Genomic DNA, 25,926 nt, shown 5'->3' on the forward strand with positions numbered 1-25,926 from the left:
AGCGCGCTGATCACCGGGATGGGCCTGTTCAGCCCGGTCGGACGGGGTGTCGAGGAGACCTTCGACGCGTTGACGACCGGCCGGTCCGGGCTGAGTGCTGTCGTCCAACTCGCCCAGGGCCAGCGCGGCGAACCGGGCGGCGAACGGCTGCCAGACCTCCTCGACGTCCACCATCACCGAGTCGCAGGCCGCGACCACCAGCTCCGGGTCGTAGCCCAGCTCGGCGAGCAGGGTCGAGTCGGTGGCCCAGTCGGCGATCATCGCGGTGTCGCACTCGATGTGGAACTGCACACCCCACGCCCGGTCACCGAGCCGGAACGCCTGGTGCGGATAGCGGGTGGAGGCCGCCAGCAGCGTCGCGCCCCGGGGCAGCTCGGTGATCTCGTCGGAGTGCCACTGGAGCACGTCCGGGATCAGCGGCACGTACCGGAACAGGGGGTCCTGCTCGGCGGCGTCCCGCCGGCCGACCACGCCGGGGCCGATCTCCGGCCCGGACGGACTCCGCTCGACCAGCCCGGCGTGCGCGGTGGCGAGCAACTGCGCGCCCAGGCAGACAGCCAGGGTGGGCACGCGGTACCGGACCGCCTTGCGCAGCAGGCCCTCCACGGCCGGAAACCAGGGCGCGCCGGGCGCGCCGTCCGACAGCGGGTACGCCTGCTGGTCGCCACCCAGCACCACCAGCGCCACGTACCCCTCAAGGTCCGCGGGGAGTTCGTCACCGGCGTGCGGGCGGAGCACCCGCAGCTCCAGCCCTGCCTCGGTCAGCCATTCACCCAACCGGCGCGCGTCGTCCGTCGGGTCGTTCTCGATCACCAGCGCGGTTGCCACCCGTCGAGGCTAGCGGGTGCCGAGCGCTCCGCCACGTCCCGGCACGGTCCGTGCCACCGGCTGGCGGCCTCCGTGCCGCGACGGTGGTTAGGCTCTGCGGTTGTGATCAACGAGGACACCGCCGCCGTCCGCCCTCCCGTGCTGCGCCCGGGTGACGCGGTGCTGCTCGTCTCGCCGTCCGGGCCGACCTCGCCGGAGCGGGTGGCCCGGGGCGTCGAGCTGCTCACCGGATGGGGTCTGCGCCCCATACCGGCCCCGAACGTGTACGCCCGCCACGGCTACCTCGCCGGCACCGACGACCTGCGGGCCGCCGACCTGAACGCGGCGTTCGCCGACCCGGAGATCCGTGGGGTGATCTGCACCCGGGGCGGCTACGGCGCCCAGCGGATCGTCGACGCCCTCGACATGGCCGCCGTCCGACGTGACCCGAAGGTGGTGGCCGGCTTCTCGGACATCACCGCGTTGCAGCTCGCCCTGTGGCGGGGCGCCCGACTGGCCGGGGTGCACGGCCCCGGGGCGGCCTGGCGGGACGAGCGGACGCCGTTGCGCTCCGCCGAGTCCCTGCACGCGGCGCTGATGACCACCGAGCCGGTGACCGTCGAGGCCGTGCCCACCGAGGAGACCTTCGGCGTACGCGTCCCGGGCCGCGCCACCGGCACCCTGCTCGGCGGCAACCTCTGCCTGATCGCCGCGTCGATCGGCACACCGGACCTGCCCGACCTGACCGGCGCGGTGCTGTTGATCGAGGACGTGCAGGAGCCCCCGTACAAGGTCGACCGGATGCTCACCCACCTGCGCCGGGCCGGCGCGCTGGACGGCCTGGCCGGCGTTGCGGTCGGGCAGTTCACCGGCTGCGGCGACGGCTGGGACACCACGATCGTCGACGTGCTCACCGAACGCCTCGGCGACCTGGGCGTACCGGTCCTCGGCGGCCTCCCCATCGGCCACGGCCCCGACCAACTGACCGTCCCGGTAGGCACCGAAGCGAAACTGGACACCGAAACCCAAACCCTGAAAGTCACCCCCGCAGTCCAGTAACCCCCACCCCCACCCCCACCCCGCCCCCGGCCCCAGCCCCACCCCCAGCCCCCAGCCCCCAGCCCCGGCCCCGGCCCCGGCCCCGGCCCCGGCCCCGGCCCCGGCGATCATGAAGTTGTTGTCACTCGCTACGGCGTGTCGCGGCAATAACTTCATGATCAGCGCGGGTCAGGTGGGCTGGTGCGGGTCAGGTGGGCTCGTGCGGGTCAGGTGGGCTCGTGCGGGTCAGGTGGGCTCGTGCGGGTCAGGTGGGCTGGTGCGGGTCAGGTGGGCTAGTGCGCCGGTTTCTAGGGCTGCCCATACTCCGTCGGGAGTTTGGACGATGCCGTGTGGTTCCGACTGCGGGGTGGGTAGGGCGTAGCTCTCGAATCGTCCGGTCGGATCGAGGTGACCGATCCGGTTGGCGCCCCACTCGGTGAACCAGGCTCCCCCGGCCGGGTCGGCCACGATCGCGTGCGGGCGCGCGGCGCGGTCCGGCAGCGGGAACTCGACGATCACGCCATCAACGTCGATCCGGCCGACCTGGCCGGCGGTGATCTCGACGAACCAGATGACGCCGTCGGGGCCGAGGGCGATGCCGACCGGCCCGGCGTCCGCGGTGGGCAACGGGTACAGCGTCACCGTGCCGTCGAGGGCGATCCGGCCGATCGCGTTCGCGCGGTTGAGGGTGAACCAGAGGGCGTGGTCCGCGCCGGCGGTGATCATCGAGGGGAGACCGCCGGTGACCGGCAGCGGAAAGGCGGTCACCGTGCCGTCGGTGGTTACCCGGCCGATCGTGTCGGAGGTCATCCCCGCGTACCAGAGTGCCCCGTCGGGTCCGACCGCGATGCCACCCGGCCCGGTGCCGGGCGGCAGGGCGACCGTGCGCTGCGCGCCGTCGACGGTGATCCGACCGATCCGGTCATCACCGGAGCGGGTGAACCAGAGCGCACCGTCCGGACCCGTCGTGATGATCAACGGGCGGCCGCCGGCCGGCTCCAGCGGATGGGTTCGGACCGAGCCGTCGGGGTCCAGGCGGGCGATGCCGCCGTGGAGCAACGTCAGCCACAGCGCGCCGTCGGGCCCGACCGTGATGCCGTACGGGCCGGCGTCCGGCTCGACGAGTGCGATCTCCCGGATCTCGACTCTCATCTGGGCGTCCGTCCCTTCGTTGGCGGTGGACTGACCCTGACCGCCCGACAAGCGACAACACAACCGATTTCCGCCTTCGATTGTCAGCCCGCTGACAGGTTCGCCACGGGTCGCACCCAGGCTTACCCGTCACTGTCGGTGACGACATCGCATATCACCTAGCCTTCTGGAGGAGAGCATGTCCCGCACCATCAGTAGGAAGCACATGCTGGCCGGCCTGGCCGCCGCCGGCGTCCTCGGCGTCGGGATCGCGGCCCCGACGATCGCCTTCGCCGCCGACACCCCGACGCCGAGCGCCAGCACCGCCCCGGCGCCCGGGGCCAAGGCCGACCGGCAGGGCCAGTTCGCCGAGGAGTTGGCCAAGGAGCTGGGCGTGCCCACCGACAAGGTGACCGCCGCGCTGGAGAAGATCCGCGAGCAGCACCGGCCGGCCGACCGGCCGCAGCGCCACTCCCCCGAGGAGCGCAAGGCCGCGCTCAAGGAGCGGCTGGACCAGGCCGTCAAGGACGGCAAGCTCACCCAGGAGCAGGCCGACGCCATCACCAAGGCCGTCGAGGCCGGCGTCTTCCCCGGCCCCGCCGGCCGCCCCGGCCCGTTCGGCCACGGCGGCCCGGCCGGACAGGGCGGCCCGGCCGGACAGGGCGGCCCGGCCGGACAGGGCGGCCCGGCCTGATCCACTCGACTTCCGTGAATTCGGGGTGTTCGGCGCTCCCGGATACCCCGACTTCCACGATGTTGAGGTGATCAGCGACTCCGGTTCGCCGATGTGGCGGTGTCCATCGCACTCGGACACCGCCACATCGGCTACCTGGAGTCGACCTTGCGCCTGGCGGGCCGCCGGGCACCCGCCCACCGGCGTCAGCCCTGCGCGGGTGGGGACGCGAACACGCCCAGGTGGTTGCCGGTCGGGTCGGTCAGCCGGGCCAGCGTGAGCCCGGTCGGCGTGGTCCGGGGCGGCATGAGCACCTGACCACCGGCCGCCTCGGCCCGCCGGCAGGTTTCCGCCACGTCGGTGACCTCGGCATAGAAGATCGTGTAGTTCGGCGCCGAGCCGTCGGTCGCCCGGATCGCTCCACCGATTCCGGTGTCGCCACCAGCCCCGGTCGTCCGGTAGGAGCCGGCGGCCCCGCCCTCCTCCGTGAAGGTCCAGCCGAACAGGTCGCCGTAAAAGCGCTCCGCCTCCTCCGGCCGGTCGGTGCCGATCTCGAACCACGTGATGGGCGTCGCGGACATGCTGCCTCCAGGTCTTCGCGTTGCCGGCCGTTCGGCCGGCTTCCGGTGCAGTCTCGAAGCCGCTCGCGACACCGTCCTGTCGGTGTTTCCCGATCACCTGGCCGGGTGACCGCCGGACGCGCGCTCACACCGCGCGCTCAGACCAGGCTCAGCGCACGGACACGCCCGTGCGGGATGTCCAGGTCCTCCAGGCGGAGGTCCCGGACCACCACCTCTGGCCGGGCCTCGACCGACCGGATGCGGTCGGTGCGGAAGCATCGCAGCTCGGCCCGGAGGCGGCACCAGGCCACCAGGTACCAGTGGTGGGTGTTGCCGAGGTAGCCCAGCGGTTCGACGTCGCGGAGCGAGCCGGTGCCGGCGCGGTCGGCGTACCGGATGCGCAGCACCCGCCGCGCGGCGACCGCGTGGGCGACGGTGGCCGGGACGGGCGTGGCCGGCCCGTCACCGACCAGGTGCACCCGGCCGGCGAGCCGGTGCGCCTCGGCGGCGTCGGCGGCCGGCAGCACCGCCAGCAGTTTGCGCAGCGCGGTGGCGCCCGGTGCGGCGAACGGCGAGCCGGCGAGCCGGTGCAGCGCCACGGCCATCGCGACCGCCTCGGCGGCGGTCAGGTTGACCGGCGGCAGCGTGTGGGCGCGGTCCAGGACGTAGCCGCCGGTACGGCCGGGCTCGGCCCAGATCGGTACGCCGGCCTGCTGGAGCGCGCCGATGTCCCGTTCGATGGTCCGGCTGCTCACCTCGAAGCGCACGGCGAGCCAGCGGGCGCTGCGCGGCCGTGGCGACACGGCCCGCAGCTCCTCGACCAGGGCGTAGAGCCGGTCCGTACGGTTCATGCCCGGCACGCTACGACCGGGGTACGACTGCGCTCAGGCAACGCAGGCTCAGGCGAAGCAGGCTCAGGCGATGCAGGCGCAGACGATCAGCGCGGCGCCGAAGTGCGTGGCGGCGCTGACCCGGGCCGCCGGGTGCGGCTCGGACGAGCAGATGACCTCACCGAGCTTGCCCGGGGTGAGCAGGTCCAGGACGAAGAACGCCAGCGCCATGATGGCCAGCCCGAGCAGCCCGAACACCACGGTGGAGGCGAGCCCCCTGGCGAAGTCGCTGTAGCTGGTCAGGATCGCCGTGAAGACGATGCCAGCGATGCCGAGCTGGTTGGCGGCGAGCAGCAGCCCCGCGTTGGCGTTGCGCTCGACCCAGATCAGCTCCCGCAACCGCCCCGGTGTCAGCAGGTCGACGAGCCCGAACCCGGCCGCCATGAGCCCGACGCCCACGACCCCGAACACGACGCTCTGCCAGGCACCGCTGAGCAGGTCCTCCAGCACCGACTGCCTCCCGAATCTCCGCCCGGAAGGGGTACCGGCGCGGTGATCGAGACGATAGCGGCAGCGGGCAACCGCGTCAGCCCCGCGCCTACAGCGCCAGGTAACGCTGCCGCTCGTACGGGGTGACCTCGCGGCGGTACTGCTCCCACTCGGCCCGCTTGTTGCGCAGGAAGAAGTCGAAGACGTGCTCGCCCAACACCTCGGCGACCAGTTCGGATTCGGCCATCACGTCGATCGCCTCGGCGAGGTTCTCCGGCAGCGCCTCGTACCCCATGGCGCGGCGCTCGGCGCTGCTGAGCGACCAGACGTCGTCCTCGGCCCCCGGCGGCAGCTCGTAGCCCTCCTCGATGCCCTTGAGGCCCGCTCCGAGGAGCACCGCGAAGGCGAGGTACGGGTTGGTCGCCGAGTCCAGCGAGCGGACCTCGACCCGGGCCGAGTTCGGCTTGCCGTACGCCGGGACCCGCACCAGCGCGGACCGGTTCAGGTGACCCCAGCAGACGTACGCCGGGCTCTCGGTGATCCGGTCGGGCAGGTGCTGCGGGAAGAGCCGCTTGTACGAGTTGACCCACTGGTTGGTGACCGCCGTGTACTCCCGGGCGTGCACCAGCAGGCCGGCGATGAAGGACTTCGCCACCTTGGAGAGCTTCATCGGGTCGCCACCGTCGTGGAAGGCGTTGCGCTCGCCCTCGAACAGCGACAGGTGGGTGTGCATGCCGCTGCCGGGCTGGTCGGTGAACGGCTTCGGCATGAAGCTGGCCTGCACGCCGGTGGAGAGGGCGACCTCCTTGACCACGTGGCGGAAGGTCATGATGTTGTCGGCGGTGGTCAGCGCGTCGGCGTACCGCAGGTCGATTTCCTGCTGGCCGGGCGCGACCTCGTGGTGGCTGAACTCCACCGAGATCCCGATCCGCTCCAGCGCCAGCACGCCCTGGCGGCGGAAGTCGCGGGCAACGGCGTGGGTGGTGTGCTCGAAGTAGCCGCCGGTGTCGACGGGCGTGGGCACCGAGCCGTCCTGCGGACCGTTCTCCAGCAGGAAGAACTCGATCTCGGGGTGGGTGTAGAAGGTGAAGCCCTTCTCGGCCGCCTTGGACAGCGCGCGGCGCAGCACGTGCCGCGGGTCGGCCCAGGAGGGGCCGCCGTCGGGCAGCAGGATGTCGCAGAACATCCGGGCGCTCTCGCCGCTGACCCCGCCCTCGAACGGGAAGACCTGGAAGGTGGTGGGGTCGGGCATCGCCACCATGTCCGATTCGAAGACGCGTGCGAAGCCCTCGATCGCCGAGCCGTCGAAGCCGATGCCCTCCTCGAAGGCCGCTTCCAACTCCGCGGGCGCCACCGAGACGCTCTTGAGCGTGCCCAGCACGTCCGTGAACCACAGCCGGACGAACCGGATGTCCCGCTCTTCCAGCGTACGGAGGACGAACTCCTGCTGACGGTCCACTTCCCCAACCCCTCGCGACACTCTTTGTCCGCCTTGGCCGGGCTGCGCCCGACCTGACCGCCCAGTGTTCCCGGGCCTGGTTACGCAGACGTTACGCGAACCGCCGCCGCCCGTCCCCTCGTGTCCCGCCCGCCGAGCGGTACCGATGCGGCACGACGGCCGCGCGGTGTCCGCGCGTGGCCGCCGTCTCGTCCGAGGGTACGGATTGCTCCGGCGAGGCTGAGGCAAGATGAGGACATGCCCACCCTGCGTCTCGCCCTGTCCCAGGTCAACCCGAGCGTCGGCGATCTCGTCGGCAACGCCGACCTGGTCCGCAGCTGGACCCGCCAGGCCGCCGACGCCGGCGCCCAGCTGGTGCTCTTCCCGGAGATGATGCTGACCGGCTACCCGGTCGAGGACCTGGTCTTCCGACGCTCCTTCGTCGCCGCGTCCCAGGCCGCCGTGCGGCAGCTCGCGGCCGACCTCGCCGACGACGGCCTCGGTGACCTGCCGGTCGTCGTCGGCTACCTGGACGCCGACGGCCCGCCGCAGGTCAGCGGGGACGCCGAGCCGGGGCGGGGCGCCCGCAACGCCGCCGCGCTGCTGCACCGGGGCGAGGTGGTCGCCCGCTACTTCAAGCACCACCTGCCCAACTACGGCGTCTTCGACGAGGACCGCTACTTCGTCTCCGGCGAGGAGCTGACCGTCGTGCGGATCGGCGGGGTGGACGTCGCGCTGACCATCTGCGAGGACCTGTGGCAGGCCGGTGGGCCGTTCACCGCCGCCCGGCAGGCCGGCGTCGGCCTCGTGGTCAACATCAACGGCTCGCCGTACGAGTTGAACAAGGACGACATCCGCCTGCCGCTGGTCCGCCGCCGGGCCGCCGAGGCGAACGCCACCATCGCGTACGTCAACATGATCGGCGGCCAGGACGAGCTGGTCTTCGAGGGCGACTCGATGATCGTCACCCCCGACGGCCAACTGCTCACCCGTGCCCCGCAGTTCGTCGAACACCTGCTCGTGCACGACGTCGAGCTGCCGGCCGCGACCACGACCCCCGGCAGCGACAGCGTCGCGGACGGCATGCGGATCAGTCACCACACGGTGGAGGCGATCCCGCCCGCGCCGTCCGGCCCGGCCGTCACCGGCGGGCTGATCGAGCCGGTCGCCGACGAGGCCGAGGTCTGGCACGCGTTGGTGCTGGGCCTGCGCGACTACGTCAACAAGAACCGGTTCGCCTCGGTGGTGCTCGGCCTCTCCGGTGGCATCGACTCGGCGGTGGTGGCCGCCCTCGCCGTCGACGCGCTCGGCCCGGACCGGGTGGTCGGTGTGTCGCTGCCCAGTCAGCACTCCTCCGAGCACTCCCGTGAGGACGCCGCCGACCTGGCCAAGCGCACCGGGCTCGACTACCGCGTCGAGCCGATCCAGCCGATGGTGGACGCCTTCCTGGCCAACCTGTCGCTGTCCGGGATCGCCGTGGAGAACCTCCAGGCCCGGGTACGCGGTGTCATCCTGATGGCGCTGTCGAACCAGGAGGGCCACCTGGTCCTGACCACCGGCAACAAGAGCGAGCTGGCGGTCGGCTACTCCACCCTGTACGGCGACTCGGTGGGCGGCTTCAACCCGATCAAGGACGTCTGGAAGACGCTCGTGTGGCGTCTGGCGAAGTGGCGCAACGCGGACGCGGCCCGCCGCGGCGAGACCGCCCCGATCCCGGAGAACTCGATCGGCAAGCCGCCGAGCGCCGAGCTGAGCCCCGGCCAGCTCGACAGCGACTCCCTGCCCGACTACGACGTACTCGACCCGATCCTCATCGGGTACGTCGACGGCGACCTGGGCCGCGACGGGCTGGTCGAGTCGGGCCACGACCCGGCCGTCGTCGACAGGGTGCTGCGACTGGTGGATACCGCCGAGTACAAGCGACGCCAGTCCGCGCCGGGCACGAAGATCTCCATGAAGGCGTTCGGCCGGGACCGTCGACTGCCGATCACGAACCGGTGGCGCGAGCACGGCTGACGTCGCACGGCTCCCGAGTGACATCTTCCACTGGGCCCTGCCGCCAGGCTGTCGCGCGGTGCGACGATCGGCGGAGCCCGGGGACCGCGCAGGCGGCCTCGAGGAAGGGAGACAGTCATGATCGAGTCCACTCCGCACGAGGTGACCGCGCTGTACGGCGGCCCGGTCACCCGACGGGTCCGCACCCGCGACCTGATCGCCGCCAAGGAGCGCGGCGAACGGTGGCCGATGCTCACCTCGTACGACCAGTACACGGCGGGCATCTTCGACCGGGCCGGCGTACCGGTGCTGCTGGTCGGCGATTCGGCGGCCAACAACGTGTTCGGCTACGAGACGACCCTGCCGGTCACCGCCGACGACCTGTTGCCGCTGGTACGGGCCGTGGTGCGCTCGACCCGGCAGGCCCTCGTCGTCGGTGACCTGCCGTTCGGCTCGTACGAGGAGGGCCCGGCCCAGGCGCTGCGCACCGCCGTACGGTTCATGAAGGAGGGCGGCTGCCACGCGGTGAAGCTGGAGGGCGGCCGACGGTGCGCCGCGCAGATCGCCGCGATCGTCGGCGCCGGCATCCCGGTGATGGCGCACATCGGTTTCACTCCGCAGAGCGAGCACACGCTGGGCGGCTACCGGGTGCAGGGGCGGGGCGACACGGCCGACGAGGTGCTGGCCGACGCGCGGGCGGTGACCGAGGCCGGCGCGTTCGCGGTGGTGCTGGAGATGGTGCCGGGCGTGGTGGCCAAGCAGATCACCCACGAGCTGCCGATCCCCACGGTCGGCATCGGCGCCGGCCCGGACACCGACGCCCAGGTGCTGGTCTGGCAGGACATGGCCGGCCTGCGCACCGGCAAGGCGCCGCGCTTCGTGAAGCGGTACGCCGACCTCGCGGACGTCCTCACCGACGCCACCCGCCGCTTCGCCGACGAGGTCCGCGGCGGCGATTTCCCGGCCGCCGAGCACACTTTCTAGCGCGGACCGCCAAGCGGCCGTCATTGATCATGGTCACTGGAATTGTCGTACACCTGTTCTAGTCTCGGATTGTGATTGACGAGTTGGCGCAGGCGCGGGGCGCGGTGGCGGCATCCGCCGCCGCGCCCGTCTGGGCCCTCGCGGAGCATGACCTGGTGGCTGCGCTCGACGCCGCGCACCGGCTCGAGCAGCAGCTCGCGGCGGTCAAGCTGGCCCTGGTTCGGGAGCTGGACGGCCGGGGCACGGCACAGGCGCAGGGCGCGTCGTCGACGGCGGTCTGGTTACGCGACCGACTCCGGCTGACCGTCCCCGCCGCCCGCCGACTGGTCGAGTTCGCCAGCACCCTCGACACGGGCGCTCCCGAAATCCGCCAGGCGCTGGCCGACGGAGATGTCAGCCTGGAGCAGGCCCGGGTCATCGCCGACACCGTCGACACCGTTCGGGCCACCGCCGGCACCGAGGTCGCCGGCAGGGCCGTCGACGTCCTCGTCGACTGGGCCGGCCAGTTCGACCCCACCCTGCTGCGCAAGCTCGCGACCCGCATCCTCGACCACGTCGCCCCCGAGATCGCCGACGCCGCCGCCAAGGCCGCCCTCGACGCCGAAGCCCGTCGAGCCACCCGGGATCGTCATCTCACCCTCTCCGAGCTGACCGACGGCCGGCTCCGATTGAGCGGCACCCTCGACGCGGAGACCGCCGGCCTGCTCCGCACCGCCATCGACCCGCTGACCGCGCCCTCCGGCCAGGACGACCACCGTTCGCCGGGGCAACGACGGCACGACGCGCTCGGCGACCTCTGCCGTCTCGCGCTGCGAACCGGTGAGCTGCCCGAGCACGGCGGCGAACCGACTCAACTCGTGGTCACCACCAGCTTCGACGGCCTGGTCCGGCAGCTCGGCACGGGCACCCTCGACACCGGCTTCGGGCTCACCGTCGAGAGCGTGCGACGGCTCGCCTGCGACGCCGCCATCCTGCCCACCGTCCTCGGCGGCACCAGCCAGACCCTCGACGTCGGTCGGCAACGCCGACTCGTCACCGGGCCCCTGCGCCGTGCGCTGGTCCTGCGCGACCGAGGCTGCGCCTTCCCGGGCTGCGACCGACCGCCCCGCTGGTGCGACGCCCACCACATCCGACACTGGGCCGACGGCGGCGACACCAGCCTGGCCAACTCGGTGCTCCTCTGCGGCCACCACCATCGGCACGTCCACCGGGGCGATTGGGCCGTCCGCCTCGGCGGCGACGGCCACCCGGAATTCGTCCCGCCAGCCTGGCTCGACCCGGAACAGGTCCCCCGCCGCAACCACTACCACCGGCGAACGTGACGGCAGCGAGTCAGCCACGCACCCGATCAGCGCGCCGTTCGACCCCTCCGCTTCCGTGCGCAGGCTAGTTTTCGCGCACCTCGCGGGTGTCGGGCAGATCGAGGTACGCCAGCAGCCGCAACAGCCCGCTCACGTGCGAAAGGTCGTGCCACAGCGACACGATGCCCTCTGGACCACCCCGCCGCAGGAGGCTCGTCAGCTCGGCGACATCGTCGCTGCTCTGCCCGCAGTCGATGTCCAGCTCGGGCTGCTTGACCATCCGAAATGCCGCGCCCAGGTCCATGTTCCACTAGTGGTCGACGTCGAGCTGTGACAGCTGGATCTCCGGACCGAATCGGCTCTCCGCCGCATCCAACAACATGGAGCACGCTCGGCGCAGATCCGCGATCCTCAACACCGCGTCAGCATCGGTCATGCCCCATGATCCCTCAGGGCACTGTCAGAGGTCGGTGACGCGGATGCCGGCGTGGGCCTTGTAGCGCTTGTTGATGGCGATCAGGTTCGCGGTGAACGCCTCGATCTGGTGGGCGTTGCGCAGCCGCCCGGCGTAGATGCCGCGCATCCCGGGGATTCGCGCGGCGAGCGCTCCGACGATGTCGACGAGTTCCCGGTCCTCGGTGCAGATCAGCACGTCGAGGTCGATCCGGTCGACCTCGGGGTCGGCCAGCAGTGGGGCGCTGACGTGGTTGAACGCGGCACACACGCGCGACTCGGGCAGCAGCGCGGCGGCCTGCTGGACGGCGCTGCCCTCGGCGACGGTGAGCGCGTACGGGCCCTGCTTGTCGAAGCCCAGTGGGTTGACGCAGTCGACGACGATCGTCCCGGCCAGCGGCTCGGCGAGAGCGGCGACGGTGGCGGCGTGACCGTCCCACGGCACCGCGATGATCACCACGTCGCTCCGGCGGGCCACCTCGTCGTTGGCGGCGCCGGTGATGCGGACGTCGGCCGGCATCCGGGGCAGCGCGGCGATCTCGGCGGCGGACTCGGCGGCCCGCTCCGCGGACCGGGAGCCGATCAGCACCGTCTGCCCCGCCCGGGCGAGGCGGTAGGCGAGGCCGCGTCCCTGGTCGCCGGTGCCTCCGATGATGCCGACCGTCAGCCCGGACACGTCGGGCAGCGTGCTCGCGTCGTATGCCATGGGCTCATCCTCGCAAACCGCTCGGCGGCGACTCAGGCCAGCTCGAACAGCACCGTACGTGCGGCCGGGTCGGCGGTGACCAGACGGACCCGGACCCGTTCGCCGAGGGGCAGTTCTCCGAGGCAGCGACTGCGGACCGGCGGGGCGTCCAGCGCCACCGTTCCACCTGGCGGGCGCGGCCGGGACTTGCCGTTGGGAGGGGCGTCGACGTCGAGCACCGCCGCGTCGAAGGTCTCCCCCACACGGTGTTCCAGGAGTACCGCCTCGGTCAGCTCGACAGCACCCCGGCTGGCCGCCGAGGCGACGCGGTCGGTGCTGGCCATCACCTCGGGCAGCCGGGGCAGCGCCGAGCGCGCCCAGTCGGGCACCTCCCGGCCCGTGTGCAGGGCCAGGCAGACCTCGGTGGCGTACCGGTCGGCGAGGCGTCGCAGCGGGGCCGTGACGTGGGCGTACGCGGCCGCCACCCCGCCGTGCTCCGGCTGCTCCGGTCGACTGCCGTCGAAGGCGGTGTACGCGGCGCCGCGCATCAGCTCGGCCGCCTGGTCGATGAACGCGGCGGAACGCGGCTGCGCGGCGTCCAGGGCGGCGATCACCTCGCCGGGGCTCATGCCGTCCGGCCAGCGCACGCCCAGCGGCGCGGCGGCGGCCCGCAGGCGTTGCACCGCGTCCGGCTTCGGCGGAGGCATCGTCCGCAGCAGGCCGATCCCGCCAGCCAGCATGAGGTCGGCGGCCGCCATTCCGGTCAGCAGCGAGATCTGGGCGTTGTGCTCCTCCATCGGAGCCGGCCCGCGCAGCACCAGCCGCCACCCGTCGCCGTCGGGCTCCACGTCCTGCTCGGGCAGTGGCAGGTTGATCGCCCCCCGGCGCAGTCCGCGGGCGGTCAGCCGGTCGCCGATCTCGGGCAGCAGCGCGATCGGCTCGGGCAGCCGACCGGCGTCGGCGGCCGCCTGCACCCCGACGTAGTCGAGCTTGGCCCGACTGCGCACCAGAGCGCGCTCCAGCTCGACGGCCACCGTGCCGCCGTCGGCGTCCAGGTCGATGGTCCACACCACGGCGGCGCGGTCGTCGTCGGGCAGCAGGCTGGCCGCGCCCTCGCTGAGCGTCACCGGGTGCAGAGGCACGTTGCCGTCGGGCAGGTAGACCGTCTGCCCGCGCCGCCAGGTCTCCTCCTCGAGCGCGCCGCCCGGCGGGACGTGGGCGGCGACGTCCGCGATGGCGTACCGCACGCGGTAGCCCCCGCCCGGCCGGCGGGCCAGGTGCATCGCCTGATCCAGGTCACGGGAGGTGGCCGGGTCGACAGTGACGAACGGTATGTCGGTGCGGTCGACGGACGGCCGCGGCGGCGCGGCCGCCGCCGCGTCGGCCTCCAGCTGGGCGGCGGCCGGAAAACCCTCGGGCAGGCCGAGCTCGCGGCGCAGCGCGCCGAAGTCGATGCGGGGAGCGAGTACGCGTCGGATGACCACGGATCAATCCTGACAGCGCCGCCGGTGATCCGCTTCCCGTGACCGGCCGGTGGGTCGGCCCGTTCAGCCGGTCGCCTTGCGGGCGGTGCCCGTACCCCGTGTGGTGGTGGCCCGCGCGGTCACCTTGCGGGCCGGCGCCTTGGCCGCGGTGGTCTTCTTGGCAGTCGTCTTCTTCGCCGCGGCCTTGCGCGCGGTGGTCGACGAGGTGGCGGTCACCTTCGCGGCCGGCGCCTTCTTCGCCGCCGCCGTGCGGACGCCGCCGCTCGGACGGGTGGACGTGGCCTTCTTCGCCGGGGCCTTCTTGGCGGGGGCCTTCTTGGCCGTCGTCTTCTTCGCCGGGGCCTTCTTGGCGGCCGTCTTCTTCACGGTGGACGCCTTGGTCGCCACCTTGCGGGCGGGCGCCTTCGCGGCGGCGGTGGCCCTCTTCGCGGCCGACGCCGTGGTCTTCTTCGCCGCGCTGGTGGTCTTCCTGGCGGCGCCTGTCGTCTTCCTGGCCGTACCCGTCGTCCTGGTCGCGGCGGTGGTGCTCTTGCGCGTCGCGGCGGCCGGGGTCCGCTTCGTGGCGGCGGTCGTGCTGCGGGCGGCGGTCGAGGTCCTGGCCGGGGCCTTCTTCGCCGCCGCGCTGGTCGTGGTCGTGGTCTTCTTCGCCGGGGCCTTCTTGGCCGTCGTGGTGGTCTTCTTCGCCGGGGCCCGCCCCGCGCCGCCGGCCGCCTTGCGGGCCGGGGCCGTGGCGGCGGCGGTGGACTTGCGCACGGGGGTGGTCCGGCTCGCCGACGTGCCGCGCTCCGCCGCGGCGGTCTTCTTCGCGGTGGTCTTACGGGCAGCCGGGCGTGTGGTGGCCTGCTGGGTAACGGCCATCGTCGTTCCCTCCTTGGGGACGTGCTCTCGCGTGCGTCCTCGCGGAGCACGAACTACCGCGACGCGGGCCGTCCCGCGCCGTCTACCTGTCCTCCCCGGTCCAACGCGCGTCCTCGGCCTCCCACGCCTCGTTCCGCTCCTGCACTCGCTGCAGGGCGTTCTCCGCGTCGGCCGCCGAGTCGTACGGGCCGAGGACGTGCTTCGCCGGGCACACGTCGGTGTCCGTCTCGACCCGGTGGTGTCGGGTGCACCAGTAGAACTGCCCACTACGTCCGCTGTCGCTCATGGGAAACACTGTGCACCGCGAACCGGCCGACCGCCACCGGATCACGCAAGTCGCCGAACCCTCTCCACAGTAGAGACGCTTGCCGCGGCGCGGGCGAAAACGCCGAAAGAAGTGCAGGTGGGGGCACTGGACGCGCGGAAGCCCGGGGTCGGGCGAGGCGGGACGTGCGGCCTATGATCGCCCGATGGCGGTACCGGACTACATCGTGCGGATGCGCAGGCACGTCGGCCACGACCTGCTGTGGCTGCCCAGCGTCAGCGCGGTCATCCGCAACGACGACGGCGAGCTGCTGCTCGGCCAACGCTCGGACGACGGACGCTGGTCGGTGATCAGCGGCTTCGTCGAGCCGGGCGAGCAGCCGGCCACCGCGCTGGTCCGGGAGGTGCGGGAGGAGACCGGCCTGGACGTGACGCCGCTGCGTTTGACCAGTGCCGTCTCCCACCCGCACACCTATCCCAACGGTGACCGTTGCGAGTACCTGAACCTGGGCTTCGTCTGCCGGGTGGTGTCCGGCACCGCGCGGGTCAACGACGACGAGTCGCTGGACGTGCGGTGGTTCCCGCTGGACCGGCTGCCCGCGTTGGACCGGCACGCGCTGCTGGTCATCGCCTACGCGCTGCGCGACAACCCGTCGGCCGGTCACCTGCCACCGGGCACCGGCTGGGACGACGTACCCGACTGACTCTCAGGCCGCGACCCGCTCGACGGGGATCCACAACTCGGCGTCCGCCGTGGTCCCGTCCGCGGACACCCGCACCCGGGAGATCTCCGGTCCGGGCCGGCTGCGGTACGGGTTCGACGGAAACCACTGGGTGAACACGTCCCGCCAGAGGAACTGCACCGCCTGCGGGAACGCGCCCGAGGTGGTGAACACCGCCCACGTTCCGGCCTGCACGGGCAGCGCGTCCAGGTCGTCCGGTGGCGTCGTACCGGTGACCACCCCGTGCCAGTAGTCCAGTTCGCTGCCCTCGGCGCGGCTGTCGGCGAGGTTGTCGCTGACGTTGACGATCCCGGCCGGCTCCTGGTCGGAGAGCGCCTCGATCCGAGCTGTCGTCTCCTTGTCGATGCTCCTGATGAACGCGACGATCGCCGGGTTCATCCCCTCGTGCACCAGCGGGACACGAGCCTTGCGCCCCACCAGCGCGAACGCGTCCTTGCTGACGATCCGGTACTCCATGCTGCCGCTCCCTTGCACGGTGAGTCGGAAGGACATCCGGGGCTGGGCGCGCAGCGCCGCCCCCGTACGCCGGGCCTCTCCGGGCCCCACGCCGTGTACGGCGTGGAACGCCCGGGCGAACGCCTCGGCCGATCCGTAGCCGTAGCGCACCGCGACGTCGAGCAGCGTCCGCTCCCCCGCCAGTACGTCCGCGCCCGCGACGGTGAGCCGACGTCGGCGGATGTACTCCGACAGCGGCATACCGGCCAGCGCGGAGAACAGCCGCCGGAAGTGGTACTCCGACGTGAGCGCGATCCGTGCCAGGTCGGTCACCTCGATCTGCTGATCGAGGTGCCGCTCGATGTGCGCCATCGCCTCGTTGAGCCGCTCCAGCACCCGGACCTCCTTCCCTTACGAGCAGCAACGCTAGGCGGCAGGGCAGGAGGCCCACCCGACATCCGGTGCCCGCATCGGTCGGGTACGTCAGCGGCGCGGTTGCTGCATGATCCAGGTGGGTACCGGCTCCGCCAGCGAGCCGACCACCTCCCAGCCGACGCGGCGGTACAGCTTGACGTTCGCCGGCTTGCTGGTCTCCAGGATGGCCGGCAGGCCGTCGGCCGCCGCACGCGCCAACCCGGCTCGCATGACCGCGCGACCCCAGCCGCGTCCGGCGCTGTCCGGGTGGGTGCCCAGGACGCCGAGATACCAGAAGGGGTACGTCGGCAGGGCCGCGTGTACGGCGTCGTCGTAGCCCTGGACCCGGGCCAGCACGTCGGTCACAGCGGTCGAGACTATCGCCGGTGGGGCATCCCGGCCTACCCGAAGGTGAAGGCGTACGCCTCGGCGCCCGGCTCGTCGAACACGATCTCCAGGGTCCGCTCACGCACCGCGCCGTCCTGGCGGACGAGCTGGTACAGGCGCCCGTCGGCCAGGACGCCGACGCCGCCCTCGTCGACGTCGACACCGTGCGACGGGCCGGGAGCGTCACCGTCGAGCAGGACCCGGAACGGGATCGGCTGTCCCGCCCCGGGGGCCAGCACGAGGTGCGCGTCGCGGGCGTGGAACCGGAAGGCGATGCCGCCGCCGGCCCGGTCCAGCACGACGTTCTCCGACCCGATCGTCCACTCCCCCGCGAGGGCCCACTGGTTGAGGCCGAGGCTCTGCGGCACCTGGTAGGCGCGGCGTTCGTCGAGCGCGGGGCCGTTCGGCGACGCGAAGTGTTCGCCACGGTCGAAGCCGAGGTACGTCTCGGGCGTCCGCAGGTTGTCCCAGTCGGCCTCCGCCTCCACACCGACCCCGCGCACGGGTACGAGGTCCCGCTCGATGCCGAGCAGACGCTGGATGGTCCGCTCGGACTCCTCGTAGCGGCCCTCACCGAAGTGCTCGTCGCGGATCACGCCGTCGGCGTCGACGACGTAGAGCGCCGGCCAGTACTGGTTGGCGAAGGCCCGCCAGATGACGTAGTCGCTGTCGACGGCGACCGGGTAGTCGATGTCGCGCGCCGCGACGGCGGCGCGTACCCAGTCGATCCGGTGCTCGAAACCGAACTCCGGGGTGTGCACCCCGACGACGACCAGGCCGTCGTCGCGGTAGGCCCGCGACCAGGCCCGGACGTACGGCTCCTGGCGCAGCCAGTTGATGCAGGTCAGCGTCCAGAAGTTTACGAGTACGACGCGACCGCGCAGCTCGGCGGGGCCGAGCGGCTCGGAGTTGAGCCACTCGACCGCCCCGCCGAGCGGCGGCACATGCACGGCCATCTAGCGCAGCGACCGGAAGGCGGTCCGCAGTTCCTCGGAGAACAGCTTCGGCTGCTCCCAGGCCGCGAAGTGCCCGCCGACGTCGAGCTTGTTGTAGTAGATGAGGTTCGGGTACGCCTGCTCCGCCCAACTCTGCGGCGCCTCGTACAGCTCGTCGGGGAAGACGCTCACGGCGACCGGAACGTTGACACCCTTGGTGGCGAAGAACGAGAGCTTGTTCTCCGCGTACAGGCGGGACGCGGAGACCGCGGTGTTCGTCAGCCAGTAGAGCGAGATGTTGTCCAGGATGTCGTCGCGGGTCAGGCCCGCCTGGGCACCCTCGAAGACCTGCGCGATCAGGGCGAGGCTCTTCGCGTCGTGGTCGAGCAGGAACGACGCCAGGCCGACCGGAGAGTCCGCCAACGCGGTGAGCGTCTGCGGACGCGTCGCCATCATCAGGGCGTACGCGACGTGCTTCCAGACGTAGTCCAGCTCGGTGGCCGCGCGCATCTCGTCGTCGGACAGGCCCGAGGGCAGCGATCCCATGGCGTTGTTCGCGCCGGTGGTGTCGCCCTGGAACAGCAGGTCGATCTCGGGCGGGACCGCGCCCGGCATGTTGGTGTGGATGCCGAGCAACTGCGGCGGGGCCTGCACGCCCATCTGGTCCACGACCACCGCTCCCCAGTCACCGCCCTGGGCGACGAACCGGTCGTAGCCGAGACGCGTCATCAGCTCGGTCCAGGCAGTGGCGATCTTCTGCGGGTTCCAGCCCGTCGAGGTGGGCTTGCCGGAGAAGCCGTGCCCGGGCAGCGACGGGATCACCAGGTGGAAGGCGTCCGACGCGCTCGCGCCGTGCGCGGTCGGGTCGGTGAGCGGCTCGATGATCTTCATCTGTTCGATCACCGAACCGGGCCACCCGTGCGTGACGATCAGCGGCATCGCGTCCTCGTGCTGGGAACGCACGTGGATGAAGTGGATGTCCACCCCGTCGATGGTGGTCATGAACTGCGGTACGGCGTTCAGCCGCGCTTCGACCTTGCGCCAGTCGTACTCGTTCTCCCAGTAACGCGCGACGGCCTGGATGGTCGCGAGCGGCACACCCTGCGACTGGTCGTCCACGATCTCCTTGTCCGGCCACCGGGTGGCCGCGATCCGCCGCTTCAGGTCGTCGAGGTCCGCCTGGGGAATTTCCACCGTGAACGGACGGATCTCCGTGGTGCCCGGCCGTGTCTTCGTCTTGACCGCCATACGTGCTTCCTCCCTGTCTGAGTTCGCGCCTCGCGAGGGGAATCATGCGGTGCGGGCACTGCCCGGACCTGCGCGCCACCGTGGAGAAGGGCACGCCGCCGCCATATCTCGGAGCCTAGAGCGCCGTCGACCGGGTCCGTGGCGATACGAGCAGTCGCGTGCGGTCGTCGCCGCCGCGATCAACGTGTCCCCAACCGGCGCGGGCCATGGGTCGGTTCCTAGCCAGCCGTCCAGGTCACGGTGGTCAGTCGGGCGCCGAGCACCTGCCGCGCCCGGGCCACCTGACGCGCGTTCGCGTTGACCAGCACCGCCTGCTCCGCTGCGGCGAGAATGGGCAGATCGGACAGCGAGTCGCTGTAGGCCACCCGCCAGGGCGGCGTCACCTGGTGGGCGGCCAGTTGCACCATCTTCGTCGCCCCGTGGTTGTGCACGATCAACCTCGGGCCGTTGATGTGCGAGGCCACGAGTTCGACCTCGGCGAGACCGATCACGTCGAGCACCGCACGCGCGAGGGTGTGCTCGCAGGCGGTCGCCACGACGACGCGGTCCCCCGCCGCGAGGTGGGTACGGATCATCGCCAGGGCGGGCGCGATGACGCGCCCTGGCTCTGCACCGAGGTCGGTGCCGAACCGCCCGAGCTCGGCCCGCAACTGCTCCGCGCCACAACCCCACAGGCCGATCCGACTCATCCACCGCGCCGCCCGCACGCGCGAGGCCGGGATGATCATCATGGGCGCGAGGAGGACGAGCAGGACAACGGCCAGCGGCAGTCGGGCGCCCGCGAAGGCGACGCGCCGCAGAAAGAGCCCGAACGCGTCCCCGCGCAGCAGTACACCGTCGAGGTCGAAGATGACGGTGTCGACGGTCGGGGCGGTGCCCTCCTGCTCCGGAGCCATCTCAGCGGTGTGCGGGAACGAGCCGGCGCAGGTAGCTGACGATCCGGTCCTCGTCCGGGTCGGTGGCGCGGACGCCGACGTAACCGTCGGGTCGGACGAGAACGAGGGTGCCGTCGGTGGCGTCGTAGTTGGCGAAGACGTCACCGGTGGGGTCGGTGTACCGACCGTCGGCCGCCTGCCCTGCGCCAAGAACGCGGTACGCGCGCACGTGCTCCGGGAAGCGCTCGACCAACCTGCCGGCGACCTCGGCGCTGCCGGCCCCGAAGGCCAGGGCGGTGACGTGCGTGCCGCGGAAGAGGTCGAACAACCGCACCGCGTCACCGTTCGCCGCCACGAGCATGCCGCCGGGTGCCCGATCCCCGGCGGTGAGCACGCCGGCCGCCACCTCGCCGTGGAGTTCGCTGAGCGAGCTCGTCGGGTACCGGACGCCGAGCTGAGTGACGGACTGCTGCTGACCGTCCTTCGGTAGCACGGTGGCGAGCCCACCGCCGAACATCTTCGCGGAGAGACCCAGTACGTCGAGGGCGACCGGCTGGCGTTCCTCCTGATACGTGTCGAGCAGCGCGTCGGGTGCGCCGGACACGGCGTGGGCCAGTTTCCAGCCAAGGTTGTACGCGTCCTGGATGCCGGTGTTCATCCCCTGTGCACCGGCCGGAGTGTGCACGTGGGCGGCATCGCCGGCCAGGAAGATCCGCCCGACCCGGTAACGCTCGGCCAACCGCGCGTTGGCCCGCCAGATCGACTGCCACCGTACGTGCTGGATCAGGATGTCGGCGCGGCCGCTGATGTCGCTGATCAACGCCTGCATCGCGTCGGTGGACAGCGTGGTGGCACTGTCCGCCGGCACAGCGGTCTGCAGCTGGAACGCATTGATGCCGGGCAGCGGGCACAGGGCGAGACCGGCGCCCGACGCGTGTATCCACTGGTACCAGAAGTCACGGTCCAACCCGGCGAGCTCGACGTCGGCCACCAGCCACCGGGAGTCCTCGTCCGTCTCACCGACGAAGGCGATGCCACTCTGCTTGCGGACGAGGCTGGAGCCACCGTCGCAGCCGACCAGGTAGGCGACGCGGACCTCGGCTTCTGCACCGTCCGCGTCGAGCCAGGCGGACACGCCCGCCTCGTCCTGACTGAACCGCAGCAGTCGGGTGTTCTGCTCCACCTGCACCCCGAACTCGGCCAGCCGGGTTCGCAACAGCGCCTCGGTGCGGTACTGCGCGATCATCAAGGGCCTCGTGTACGGCGTCGCCGCGCTGGGCTCGGCGGCGTTGGCGAGCACCTCGTGGGTGATCGTCTCGCCGTTCGGCAGGTACTTGCGCAACAGCATTCGAAAACGCCCATTGGCGACAGCCGCAGCAGCAAGGCCGAGATCGTCGAGTACCTCCAGGGTTCGTGGTTGCATACCTTTGCCCCGAGAACCAGCGCGGGGCTCGGCAGCCGCCTCGATGATCCGAACCGGTATGTCGCGCCGAGCCAGCTCGCACGCCAGAGTGAGGCCTGTCGGCCCCGCCCCTACCACCAGAACAGCCGGGTCCGGCACAAGGTCAGTCACGACACCGACTGTAGGGCCGACCTCTTGACGCTCTGACGACTTTCGCTGGTGACCAGCGCAAGTACGTAAAGCGTCCGTCAACTACCGCCCGCACCGCTTTGCGCTGCGGCATCCGGGTACGGCAGCATCAGCCGCCGTGAGGGTAAGCGGCACCGGAATCGAACAGAACGCCCCCGACGGGACGAACAGAAGATTTCGGCTGACTCGGCGCGGCCAGCACTGGTTCGCCGGTGTCGGGGTTGCCGCCCTGGCCGCCGTCCTCGGCGTCACCCTCGCCGTCCGTGGCGGTGCCGCACCGGCCTGCGCCGCGCCACCGAGCGGCAACACGGTCCACAGGGCAATGGCGAGCTTCTACGACGCGGGCCGCTCGGGTGGCACCTGCTCATTCCCGGGTCCGCCCGCAGACCGGCTCTACGTGGCCCTCGGCTCCTCCCAGTACGGCAACGCTGCCGCCTGCGGCAGCTACCTGGACGTCACCGGCTCGAAGGGCACGGTCCGGGTGATGGTCATGGACCAGTGCGGCGGGTGCGGCAGCAGCAAGATCGACCTCTCCGACGAGGCGTTCACCCGGATCGCCGACCGGTCGCAGGGCATCGCCCGCGTGACGTACCGGGCGGTGGTCGACCCGTCACTCGACGGCGGCCTCACCTTCCGGATCAAGGGCGGTGCGTCGCAATACTGGTTCGCGGTGCAGGTCGGCAACCACGGCAACCCGCTGCGCTCGGTCGAGGCGAAGGGACCGACCGGCGGTTTCCGCACGACTGCCCGCCAGGTCGACAACTACTGGACCGTCGAGGACGGGATCGGCCCCGGCCCGTACACCATCAGGGTCACCGACGTGTACGGCCACCGGAGCACCGCCACGGGCATCCGCATGACGCCGAAGCAGGTCCAGCGCACCACGGCCTCCCTCGTCGCCCCTGAGCCCAGCGCGGCCGCCACGCCGTCGCCGTCGCTCCCGCCGTCGCCCTCGCCTTCGCTCTCGCCGACGCCGGCCGAGGCAGCCGCTCCGACGGCGACTGTCGAGGCCCTGGCCGGCGCGGCCCCGCTGGTCGCACGCTGCTGACCCGCGCCAGCGCTGGTCGCACGCTGCTGACCCGCGCCAGGCGGCCTGGGCGTGGGCCGGCGGCGAATCAGGTGCTGATCGCCCCCAGCACGGCGGCGTTGTTTCCGCGAGCGGCGCGTTCTCCGGCGGCCACCACCTCTTCCGGGGTGGCGCCACGGGCCATCGCCTTGGCCATGGCCTCCTGACGCCGCTGCTCGATCTGCTCGTGACGCCTCTGCTTCAACCGACTCCAGAAAGACATGCGTCAGACCATCCCCGCGCGCCGGCTGCGGCAAACCGGTCAGGGGCGATGTGCCGTCGTCAGCCGCAACCTGCGCCGGCGAGGACGCACAGGTCCAGCCTGGTGGTCGGGCCCGCGAAGGAGAGAAGAGAAACTCTCCGAGCTCGTTGACAGACGTTTCGGGCTAGTGACAGCGTTGTCATCGACTCATTTCCTCCATATGAGACGAGGAGCGCATCTTGCTCTATCGGAACTCACCGCACCGCCGTGCGACAGCAGCCGCTGCGGCCGGCATTCTCGTCACGGGGCTGGCGCTCGCCCCGGCCGGCCCAGCGCAGGCCAGCCACCACCAGGCGCAGGACGGGGCCGTACGGTCGGGCAACGCACGCTTCGAGGTGCTGTCCCCGACCCTGATCCGCACCGAGTACCAGAAGGACGGCCGGTTCACCGACGCCGCCACGTTCAACGCCATCGGGCGCGACGACTTCCCCCGTACGCGTTTCACGAAGCACGTCGAGCACGGCTGGCTCACCATCGACACCGGCGCGATGACGCTGCGCTACCAGGTCGGCTCGGGCGCGTTCACCGCCGACAACCTGACCGTGCGGCTCAAGGCCGGCAAGCAGAACGTGCAGGGCCAGCCCTGGGCCGGCCACACCGCTCCGGCCTGCGAGTTCGGCGCGCTCTGCGAGGCCGAGTCGCTGCAACTGAACGGGCCCGGCGTGGCCACCGACCACCAGGGATACACCGGGCGCGGGTTTGCCGCCGGCTTCTCGTCGTCCGGCGACTCGGTCACCTTCGCGCTCGACGCCCCGGAGGGCGGCACGAAGCAACTCGCCGTCCGCTACGCCAACAGCACCGGGGGCGACGGCCAGAACGTGGACCGCACCCTCACGGTTCAGGTCGACGGCGACGGCGGCCACACGCTGACGCTGCCGCCCACCACCAACTGGGACACCTGGGGCACGGCCAGCGTGCCGGTCGACCTCACCGCCGGCCGGCACGAAATCAGCGTCGTACGAGGTGCCGACGACTCCGGCAACGTGAACATCGACAGCCTCGCCGTGGTCAACCCGGGTGACCCGTTCCCCGCGCCGGCCACCTCCCCCGCCGCAGCCCCTACGGTTCGGCACGCCGGGGGAGGCCGAGACCGGCGCGCTCATCGGCGGCGCACGGCCCGCGAACGACCACAACGGCGCTTCGGGTACGGGATTCCTGGCCGGCCTGGAGAGCACCAGCGCCGCCGTCGCGCTCACCGTCACGGAGGTACCCGCGGCGGGCGACTACCAGGTGCAGATCCGCTACGCCAACGGGCAGGCCGGCGCCCAGCCGAGCCAGACGCGCACCATGTCGGTGACGGCGGGAACAGCGGCACCGGTCACGGCGACCCTGCCACCGACCAGCGGGTGGGACTACTGGAACACCGTCTCCGTCCCGGTCCACCTCGATCGGGGCACCACCACCGTGACGCTGGGCTGCCCTACCGACGCCAGCTGCAACGTCAACGTCGACACGGTCGCCGTCACGGGCAAGGCCTCCCCGCTGCTCGCCCCGCACGCGCCGCTCGGCGGCTACCGCCGGGGCCTGGACGGCGTGACCGGTTCCGCGCTCACCGCCCCGGGCCTGCTCTACCAGGATGGCTGGTACCTGCTCGACGACTCGGCATCGGCCCTGCGCACCACCAAGCCCCGGCCCGCGCCCGAACAGGACGGCTACGTCTTCGCGTACGGGCAGGACTTCACCCGCGGCCTGGCGGACCTGTCGACCCTGACCGGCCCCACGAAGCTGCTACCCGAGTGGGCGTACGGGGTGTGGTACTCCGAGTACTACGACCGCACCGCCATCGAGTTCCAGAACCTGGTGGCCCGGGCGAAGGCCGAAGGCGTACCCCTGGATGTTCTTGTCCTTGACACCGACATCAAGGCGCCGGACAAGTGGAACGGCTGGAGCATCGACCCCACCCGCATTCCCGACCCGAAGGCGTTCTTCGACTGGGCGAAGAAGCAGGGCCTGCATACCGGCATCAACATCCACCCGAGCATCCTCGGCTCGGACCCGAAGTTCGCCCAGGCGCAGGCCACCGCGAAGGGCAAGCTCCAGCGCGTCGGCTGCAACGGCGGTCCCGACTGCTACGCCTTCGACTTCGGCGACCCGGACCAGCTCAAGGCGTACCTACAGCTCCACGACGCGATGATCCCGAAGGGCAGCAAGGGCCCGGACCTGTGGTGGCTGGACTGGTGCTGCGACAACACGAAGTCCTCGCTCGCCGGGGTGACCGCCGACGCGTGGATCAACCAGCAGTACGCCGACAAGACCGGCTTCGCCTTCTCCCGGGCCTACGGGTCGTTGCAGGCCGGCGGCTACGGCAGCCCGACCCCGGTGTCGACCGGCCCGTGGGCCGACAAGCGCACCACGCTGCACTTCACCGGCGACACCACCAGTGACTGGGCGACGCTGCAGATGGAGGTCGGCTACACGCCGGGCGAGTCGGCCGCGACCGGGCTCGCCGCCGTCAGCCACGACATCGGCGGGCACACCGGCGGCCTGCGGGAGCCGGGCAGCGAACCGGGCAGCACCAAGCTCCCCGACGACCTGTACGCCCGGTGGGTGCAGTTCGGCACGTTCCAGCCCATCGACCGGCTGCACTCCAACCACAGCGACCGGCTGCCCTGGCAGTACGGCCCGGCAGCCAACGCGTCGGCCAAGAAGTTCCTCAACCTGCGTAAGGAACTACAGCCGTACACCTACGCCGCCGCCAAGGAGGCGACCCGCACGGGTACGCCCATCGTCCGCTCGATGTACCTGGCGTACCCGAACGAGCAGGCCGCGTACGCCACCGCCGGCTCGGAGTACCTCTACGGCCCGGACTACCTGGTGGCACCGGTGACGACGCCCGGCGACACCGCCACCACGTCGGTGTGGTTCCCGCCGGGCGACAACTGGACGGACATCTTCACCGGGAAGACGTACCGGGGCGGCACCACGCAGAACATCACCACCACGCTGGACACCATGCCGGTGTTCAAGAAGCACTGACGTT

At 71.7% G+C, this 25,926-nt stretch carries 26 protein-coding genes and 1 pseudogene; 9 read left to right on the forward strand and 18 right to left on the reverse strand.

Features of this window, described 5'->3' with window-relative positions:
* Positions 1–828: type 1 glutamine amidotransferase (locus tag ABZV06_RS26945; protein ID WP_355624956.1), on the reverse strand; the 828-nt coding region annotated here is incomplete at its 3' end.
* A gap of 102 nt (positions 829–930) precedes the next feature.
* On the opposite strand from ABZV06_RS26945, the gene ABZV06_RS26950 reads away from it, so the two are divergent.
* Complete coding sequence (locus ABZV06_RS26950; protein ID WP_355624958.1) at positions 931–1,866, forward strand: LD-carboxypeptidase; 936 nt, start codon at positions 931–933, stop codon at positions 1,864–1,866.
* A 225-nt stretch (positions 1,867–2,091) separates the two neighbouring features.
* On the opposite strand, the gene ABZV06_RS26955 is transcribed toward ABZV06_RS26950, so the two are convergent.
* Positions 2,092–2,997 (reverse strand): virginiamycin B lyase, encoded by a 906-nt coding sequence (locus ABZV06_RS26955; RefSeq protein ID WP_355624960.1) that lies wholly within the window; start codon positions 2,995–2,997, stop codon positions 2,092–2,094.
* 178 nt (positions 2,998–3,175) lie between these two features.
* Between ABZV06_RS26955 and ABZV06_RS26960 the strand changes: the two genes are divergently transcribed.
* Positions 3,176–3,670 (forward strand): hypothetical protein, encoded by a 495-nt coding sequence (locus ABZV06_RS26960; protein ID WP_355624962.1) that lies wholly within the window; start codon positions 3,176–3,178, stop codon positions 3,668–3,670.
* Positions 3,671–3,855: 185 nt separating this feature from the next.
* Here the strand turns inward: ABZV06_RS26960 and ABZV06_RS26965 are convergent, their stop codons facing one another.
* The 4 genes from ABZV06_RS26965 to glnA all read right to left on the reverse strand — a co-directional run bounded on the left by ABZV06_RS26965 (position 3,856) and on the right by glnA (position 6,987).
* Positions 3,856–4,230 carry a VOC family protein gene (locus tag ABZV06_RS26965; RefSeq protein WP_355624964.1) on the reverse strand — a complete coding sequence of 125 codons (375 nt, stop codon included), beginning with the start codon at positions 4,228–4,230 and terminating at the stop codon, positions 3,856–3,858.
* 137 nt (positions 4,231–4,367) lie between these two features.
* Complete coding sequence (locus tag ABZV06_RS26970; RefSeq protein WP_355624966.1) at positions 4,368–5,060, reverse strand: WYL domain-containing protein; 693 nt, start codon at positions 5,058–5,060, stop codon at positions 4,368–4,370.
* Positions 5,061–5,123: 63 nt separating this feature from the next.
* A complete protein-coding gene (locus ABZV06_RS26975; protein WP_355241443.1) occupies positions 5,124–5,549 on the reverse strand; it encodes a DUF350 domain-containing protein in 426 nt (141 codons plus the stop codon).
* Positions 5,550–5,637: 88 nt separating this feature from the next.
* Entirely contained in the window at positions 5,638–6,987 is a 1,350-nt protein-coding gene (gene glnA / locus ABZV06_RS26980; protein ID WP_355241440.1) for a type I glutamate--ammonia ligase, read from the reverse strand.
* Positions 6,988–7,224: 237 nt separating this feature from the next.
* Between glnA and ABZV06_RS26985 the strand changes: the two genes are divergently transcribed.
* From ABZV06_RS26985 to ABZV06_RS26995, 3 genes are all read left to right on the forward strand, one after another.
* Positions 7,225–8,982, forward strand: a complete 1,758-nt coding sequence (locus tag ABZV06_RS26985) for an NAD+ synthase (protein ID WP_355624968.1) — start codon at positions 7,225–7,227, stop codon at positions 8,980–8,982.
* Positions 8,983–9,099: 117 nt separating this feature from the next.
* Complete coding sequence (gene panB / locus ABZV06_RS26990) at positions 9,100–9,945, forward strand: 3-methyl-2-oxobutanoate hydroxymethyltransferase (protein WP_355241435.1); 846 nt, start codon at positions 9,100–9,102, stop codon at positions 9,943–9,945.
* A gap of 71 nt (positions 9,946–10,016) precedes the next feature.
* Complete coding sequence (locus tag ABZV06_RS26995; RefSeq protein ID WP_355624970.1) at positions 10,017–11,267, forward strand: DUF222 domain-containing protein; 1,251 nt, start codon at positions 10,017–10,019, stop codon at positions 11,265–11,267.
* A 64-nt stretch (positions 11,268–11,331) separates the two neighbouring features.
* Here ABZV06_RS26995 and ABZV06_RS27000 read toward each other — a convergent pair whose 3' ends face one another.
* From ABZV06_RS27000 to ABZV06_RS27020, 5 genes are all read right to left on the reverse strand, one after another.
* A complete protein-coding gene (locus tag ABZV06_RS27000) occupies positions 11,332–11,550 on the reverse strand; it encodes a hypothetical protein (protein ID WP_355624972.1) in 219 nt (72 codons plus the stop codon).
* A gap of 156 nt (positions 11,551–11,706) precedes the next feature.
* The gene (gene npdG / locus ABZV06_RS27005; RefSeq protein WP_355624974.1) at positions 11,707–12,405 is read right to left on the reverse strand and encodes an NADPH-dependent F420 reductase; all 699 of its coding nucleotides are present in this window, start codon (positions 12,403–12,405) and stop codon (positions 11,707–11,709) included.
* A gap of 32 nt (positions 12,406–12,437) precedes the next feature.
* On the reverse strand, positions 12,438–13,868 hold the full coding sequence (locus tag ABZV06_RS27010) for an RNB domain-containing ribonuclease (RefSeq protein ID WP_355241424.1): 1,431 nt from the start codon (positions 13,866–13,868) through the stop codon (positions 12,438–12,440).
* A gap of 63 nt (positions 13,869–13,931) precedes the next feature.
* A complete protein-coding gene (locus tag ABZV06_RS27015) occupies positions 13,932–14,726 on the reverse strand; it encodes a histone (RefSeq protein WP_355624976.1) in 795 nt (264 codons plus the stop codon).
* A gap of 82 nt (positions 14,727–14,808) precedes the next feature.
* The gene (locus ABZV06_RS27020; RefSeq protein WP_355624978.1) at positions 14,809–15,012 is read right to left on the reverse strand and encodes a hypothetical protein; all 204 of its coding nucleotides are present in this window, start codon (positions 15,010–15,012) and stop codon (positions 14,809–14,811) included.
* 184 nt (positions 15,013–15,196) lie between these two features.
* On the opposite strand from ABZV06_RS27020, the gene ABZV06_RS27025 reads away from it, so the two are divergent.
* Positions 15,197–15,694 (forward strand): NUDIX domain-containing protein, encoded by a 498-nt coding sequence (locus ABZV06_RS27025; protein WP_355241417.1) that lies wholly within the window; start codon positions 15,197–15,199, stop codon positions 15,692–15,694.
* Positions 15,695–15,697: 3 nt separating this feature from the next.
* Here ABZV06_RS27025 and ABZV06_RS27030 read toward each other — a convergent pair whose 3' ends face one another.
* The 6 genes from ABZV06_RS27030 to ABZV06_RS27055 form a co-directional block, all read right to left on the reverse strand.
* Positions 15,698–16,564 (reverse strand): AraC family transcriptional regulator, encoded by an 867-nt coding sequence (locus tag ABZV06_RS27030; protein WP_355241414.1) that lies wholly within the window; start codon positions 16,562–16,564, stop codon positions 15,698–15,700.
* An 87-nt stretch (positions 16,565–16,651) separates the two neighbouring features.
* Complete coding sequence (locus tag ABZV06_RS27035; protein WP_355624980.1) at positions 16,652–16,948, reverse strand: GNAT family N-acetyltransferase; 297 nt, start codon at positions 16,946–16,948, stop codon at positions 16,652–16,654.
* Positions 16,949–16,983: 35 nt separating this feature from the next.
* Positions 16,984–17,925: a redoxin family protein gene (locus ABZV06_RS27040; RefSeq protein WP_355241409.1), complete on the reverse strand. Its 942-nt coding sequence runs from the start codon at positions 17,923–17,925 to the stop codon at positions 16,984–16,986.
* Positions 17,926–19,152 carry an epoxide hydrolase family protein gene (locus ABZV06_RS27045; RefSeq protein ID WP_355624982.1) on the reverse strand — a complete coding sequence of 409 codons (1,227 nt, stop codon included), beginning with the start codon at positions 19,150–19,152 and terminating at the stop codon, positions 17,926–17,928.
* Positions 19,153–19,370: 218 nt separating this feature from the next.
* The gene (locus ABZV06_RS27050; protein ID WP_355624984.1) at positions 19,371–20,048 is read right to left on the reverse strand and encodes a haloacid dehalogenase-like hydrolase; all 678 of its coding nucleotides are present in this window, start codon (positions 20,046–20,048) and stop codon (positions 19,371–19,373) included.
* A gap of 1 nt (position 20,049) precedes the next feature.
* Positions 20,050–21,600 (reverse strand): FAD-dependent monooxygenase, encoded by a 1,551-nt coding sequence (locus tag ABZV06_RS27055; RefSeq protein ID WP_355624986.1) that lies wholly within the window; start codon positions 21,598–21,600, stop codon positions 20,050–20,052.
* A 136-nt stretch (positions 21,601–21,736) separates the two neighbouring features.
* Here ABZV06_RS27055 and ABZV06_RS27060 point away from each other — a divergent pair, with 136 nt between their 5' ends.
* On the forward strand, positions 21,737–22,666 hold the full coding sequence (locus ABZV06_RS27060) for an expansin EXLX1 family cellulose-binding protein (protein WP_355624988.1): 930 nt from the start codon (positions 21,737–21,739) through the stop codon (positions 22,664–22,666).
* A 67-nt stretch (positions 22,667–22,733) separates the two neighbouring features.
* On the opposite strand, the gene ABZV06_RS27065 is transcribed toward ABZV06_RS27060, so the two are convergent.
* Complete coding sequence (locus tag ABZV06_RS27065) at positions 22,734–22,907, reverse strand: hypothetical protein (protein ID WP_355241397.1); 174 nt, start codon at positions 22,905–22,907, stop codon at positions 22,734–22,736.
* Positions 22,908–23,434: 527 nt separating this feature from the next.
* On the opposite strand from ABZV06_RS27065, the pseudogene ABZV06_RS27070 reads away from it, so the two are divergent.
* Together ABZV06_RS27070 and ABZV06_RS27075 are read left to right on the forward strand one after the other, a co-directional pair.
* Positions 23,435–23,896: pseudogene (locus ABZV06_RS27070) on the forward strand (carbohydrate-binding protein); the annotation flags it as partial.
* A 67-nt stretch (positions 23,897–23,963) separates the two neighbouring features.
* Positions 23,964–25,922 (forward strand): TIM-barrel domain-containing protein, encoded by a 1,959-nt coding sequence (locus tag ABZV06_RS27075; protein ID WP_355624990.1) that lies wholly within the window; start codon positions 23,964–23,966, stop codon positions 25,920–25,922.
* Positions 25,923–25,926: the final 4 nt, after the last annotated feature.

The sequence above is a fragment of the Micromonospora sp. NPDC005172 genome (assembly GCF_040608555.1).
In the GTDB taxonomy this organism is placed as follows: domain Bacteria; phylum Actinomycetota; class Actinomycetes; order Mycobacteriales; family Micromonosporaceae; genus Micromonospora.

Excerpts from the sequence above, each read along its gene's own strand:
- npdG (WP_355624974.1), bottom strand. The coding sequence starts at position 12,405 with ATGGCATACGACGCGAGCACGCTGCCCGACGTGTCCGGGCTGACGGTC.
- ABZV06_RS27050 (WP_355624984.1), bottom strand. The coding sequence starts at position 20,048 with ATGGCTCCGGAGCAGGAGGGCACCGCCCCGACCGTCGACACCGTCATC.
- ABZV06_RS27000 (WP_355624972.1), bottom strand. The coding sequence starts at position 11,550 with ATGGACCTGGGCGCGGCATTTCGGATGGTCAAGCAGCCCGAGCTGGAC.
- ABZV06_RS27020 (WP_355624978.1), bottom strand. The coding sequence starts at position 15,012 with ATGAGCGACAGCGGACGTAGTGGGCAGTTCTACTGGTGCACCCGACAC.
- ABZV06_RS26955 (WP_355624960.1), bottom strand. The coding sequence starts at position 2,997 with ATGAGAGTCGAGATCCGGGAGATCGCACTCGTCGAGCCGGACGCCGGC.
- ABZV06_RS27015 (WP_355624976.1), bottom strand. The coding sequence starts at position 14,726 with ATGGCCGTTACCCAGCAGGCCACCACACGCCCGGCTGCCCGTAAGACC.
- ABZV06_RS26985 (WP_355624968.1), top strand. The coding sequence starts at position 7,225 with ATGCCCACCCTGCGTCTCGCCCTGTCCCAGGTCAACCCGAGCGTCGGC.
- ABZV06_RS27065 (WP_355241397.1), bottom strand. The coding sequence starts at position 22,907 with ATGTCTTTCTGGAGTCGGTTGAAGCAGAGGCGTCACGAGCAGATCGAG.
- ABZV06_RS27025 (WP_355241417.1), top strand. The coding sequence starts at position 15,197 with ATGGCGGTACCGGACTACATCGTGCGGATGCGCAGGCACGTCGGCCAC.
- ABZV06_RS26960 (WP_355624962.1), top strand. The coding sequence starts at position 3,176 with ATGTCCCGCACCATCAGTAGGAAGCACATGCTGGCCGGCCTGGCCGCC.
- ABZV06_RS26965 (WP_355624964.1), bottom strand. The coding sequence starts at position 4,230 with ATGTCCGCGACGCCCATCACGTGGTTCGAGATCGGCACCGACCGGCCG.
- ABZV06_RS27040 (WP_355241409.1), bottom strand. The coding sequence starts at position 17,925 with ATGGCCGTGCATGTGCCGCCGCTCGGCGGGGCGGTCGAGTGGCTCAAC.
- panB (WP_355241435.1), top strand. The coding sequence starts at position 9,100 with ATGATCGAGTCCACTCCGCACGAGGTGACCGCGCTGTACGGCGGCCCG.
- ABZV06_RS27045 (WP_355624982.1), bottom strand. The coding sequence starts at position 19,152 with ATGGCGGTCAAGACGAAGACACGGCCGGGCACCACGGAGATCCGTCCG.
- ABZV06_RS26970 (WP_355624966.1), bottom strand. The coding sequence starts at position 5,060 with ATGAACCGTACGGACCGGCTCTACGCCCTGGTCGAGGAGCTGCGGGCC.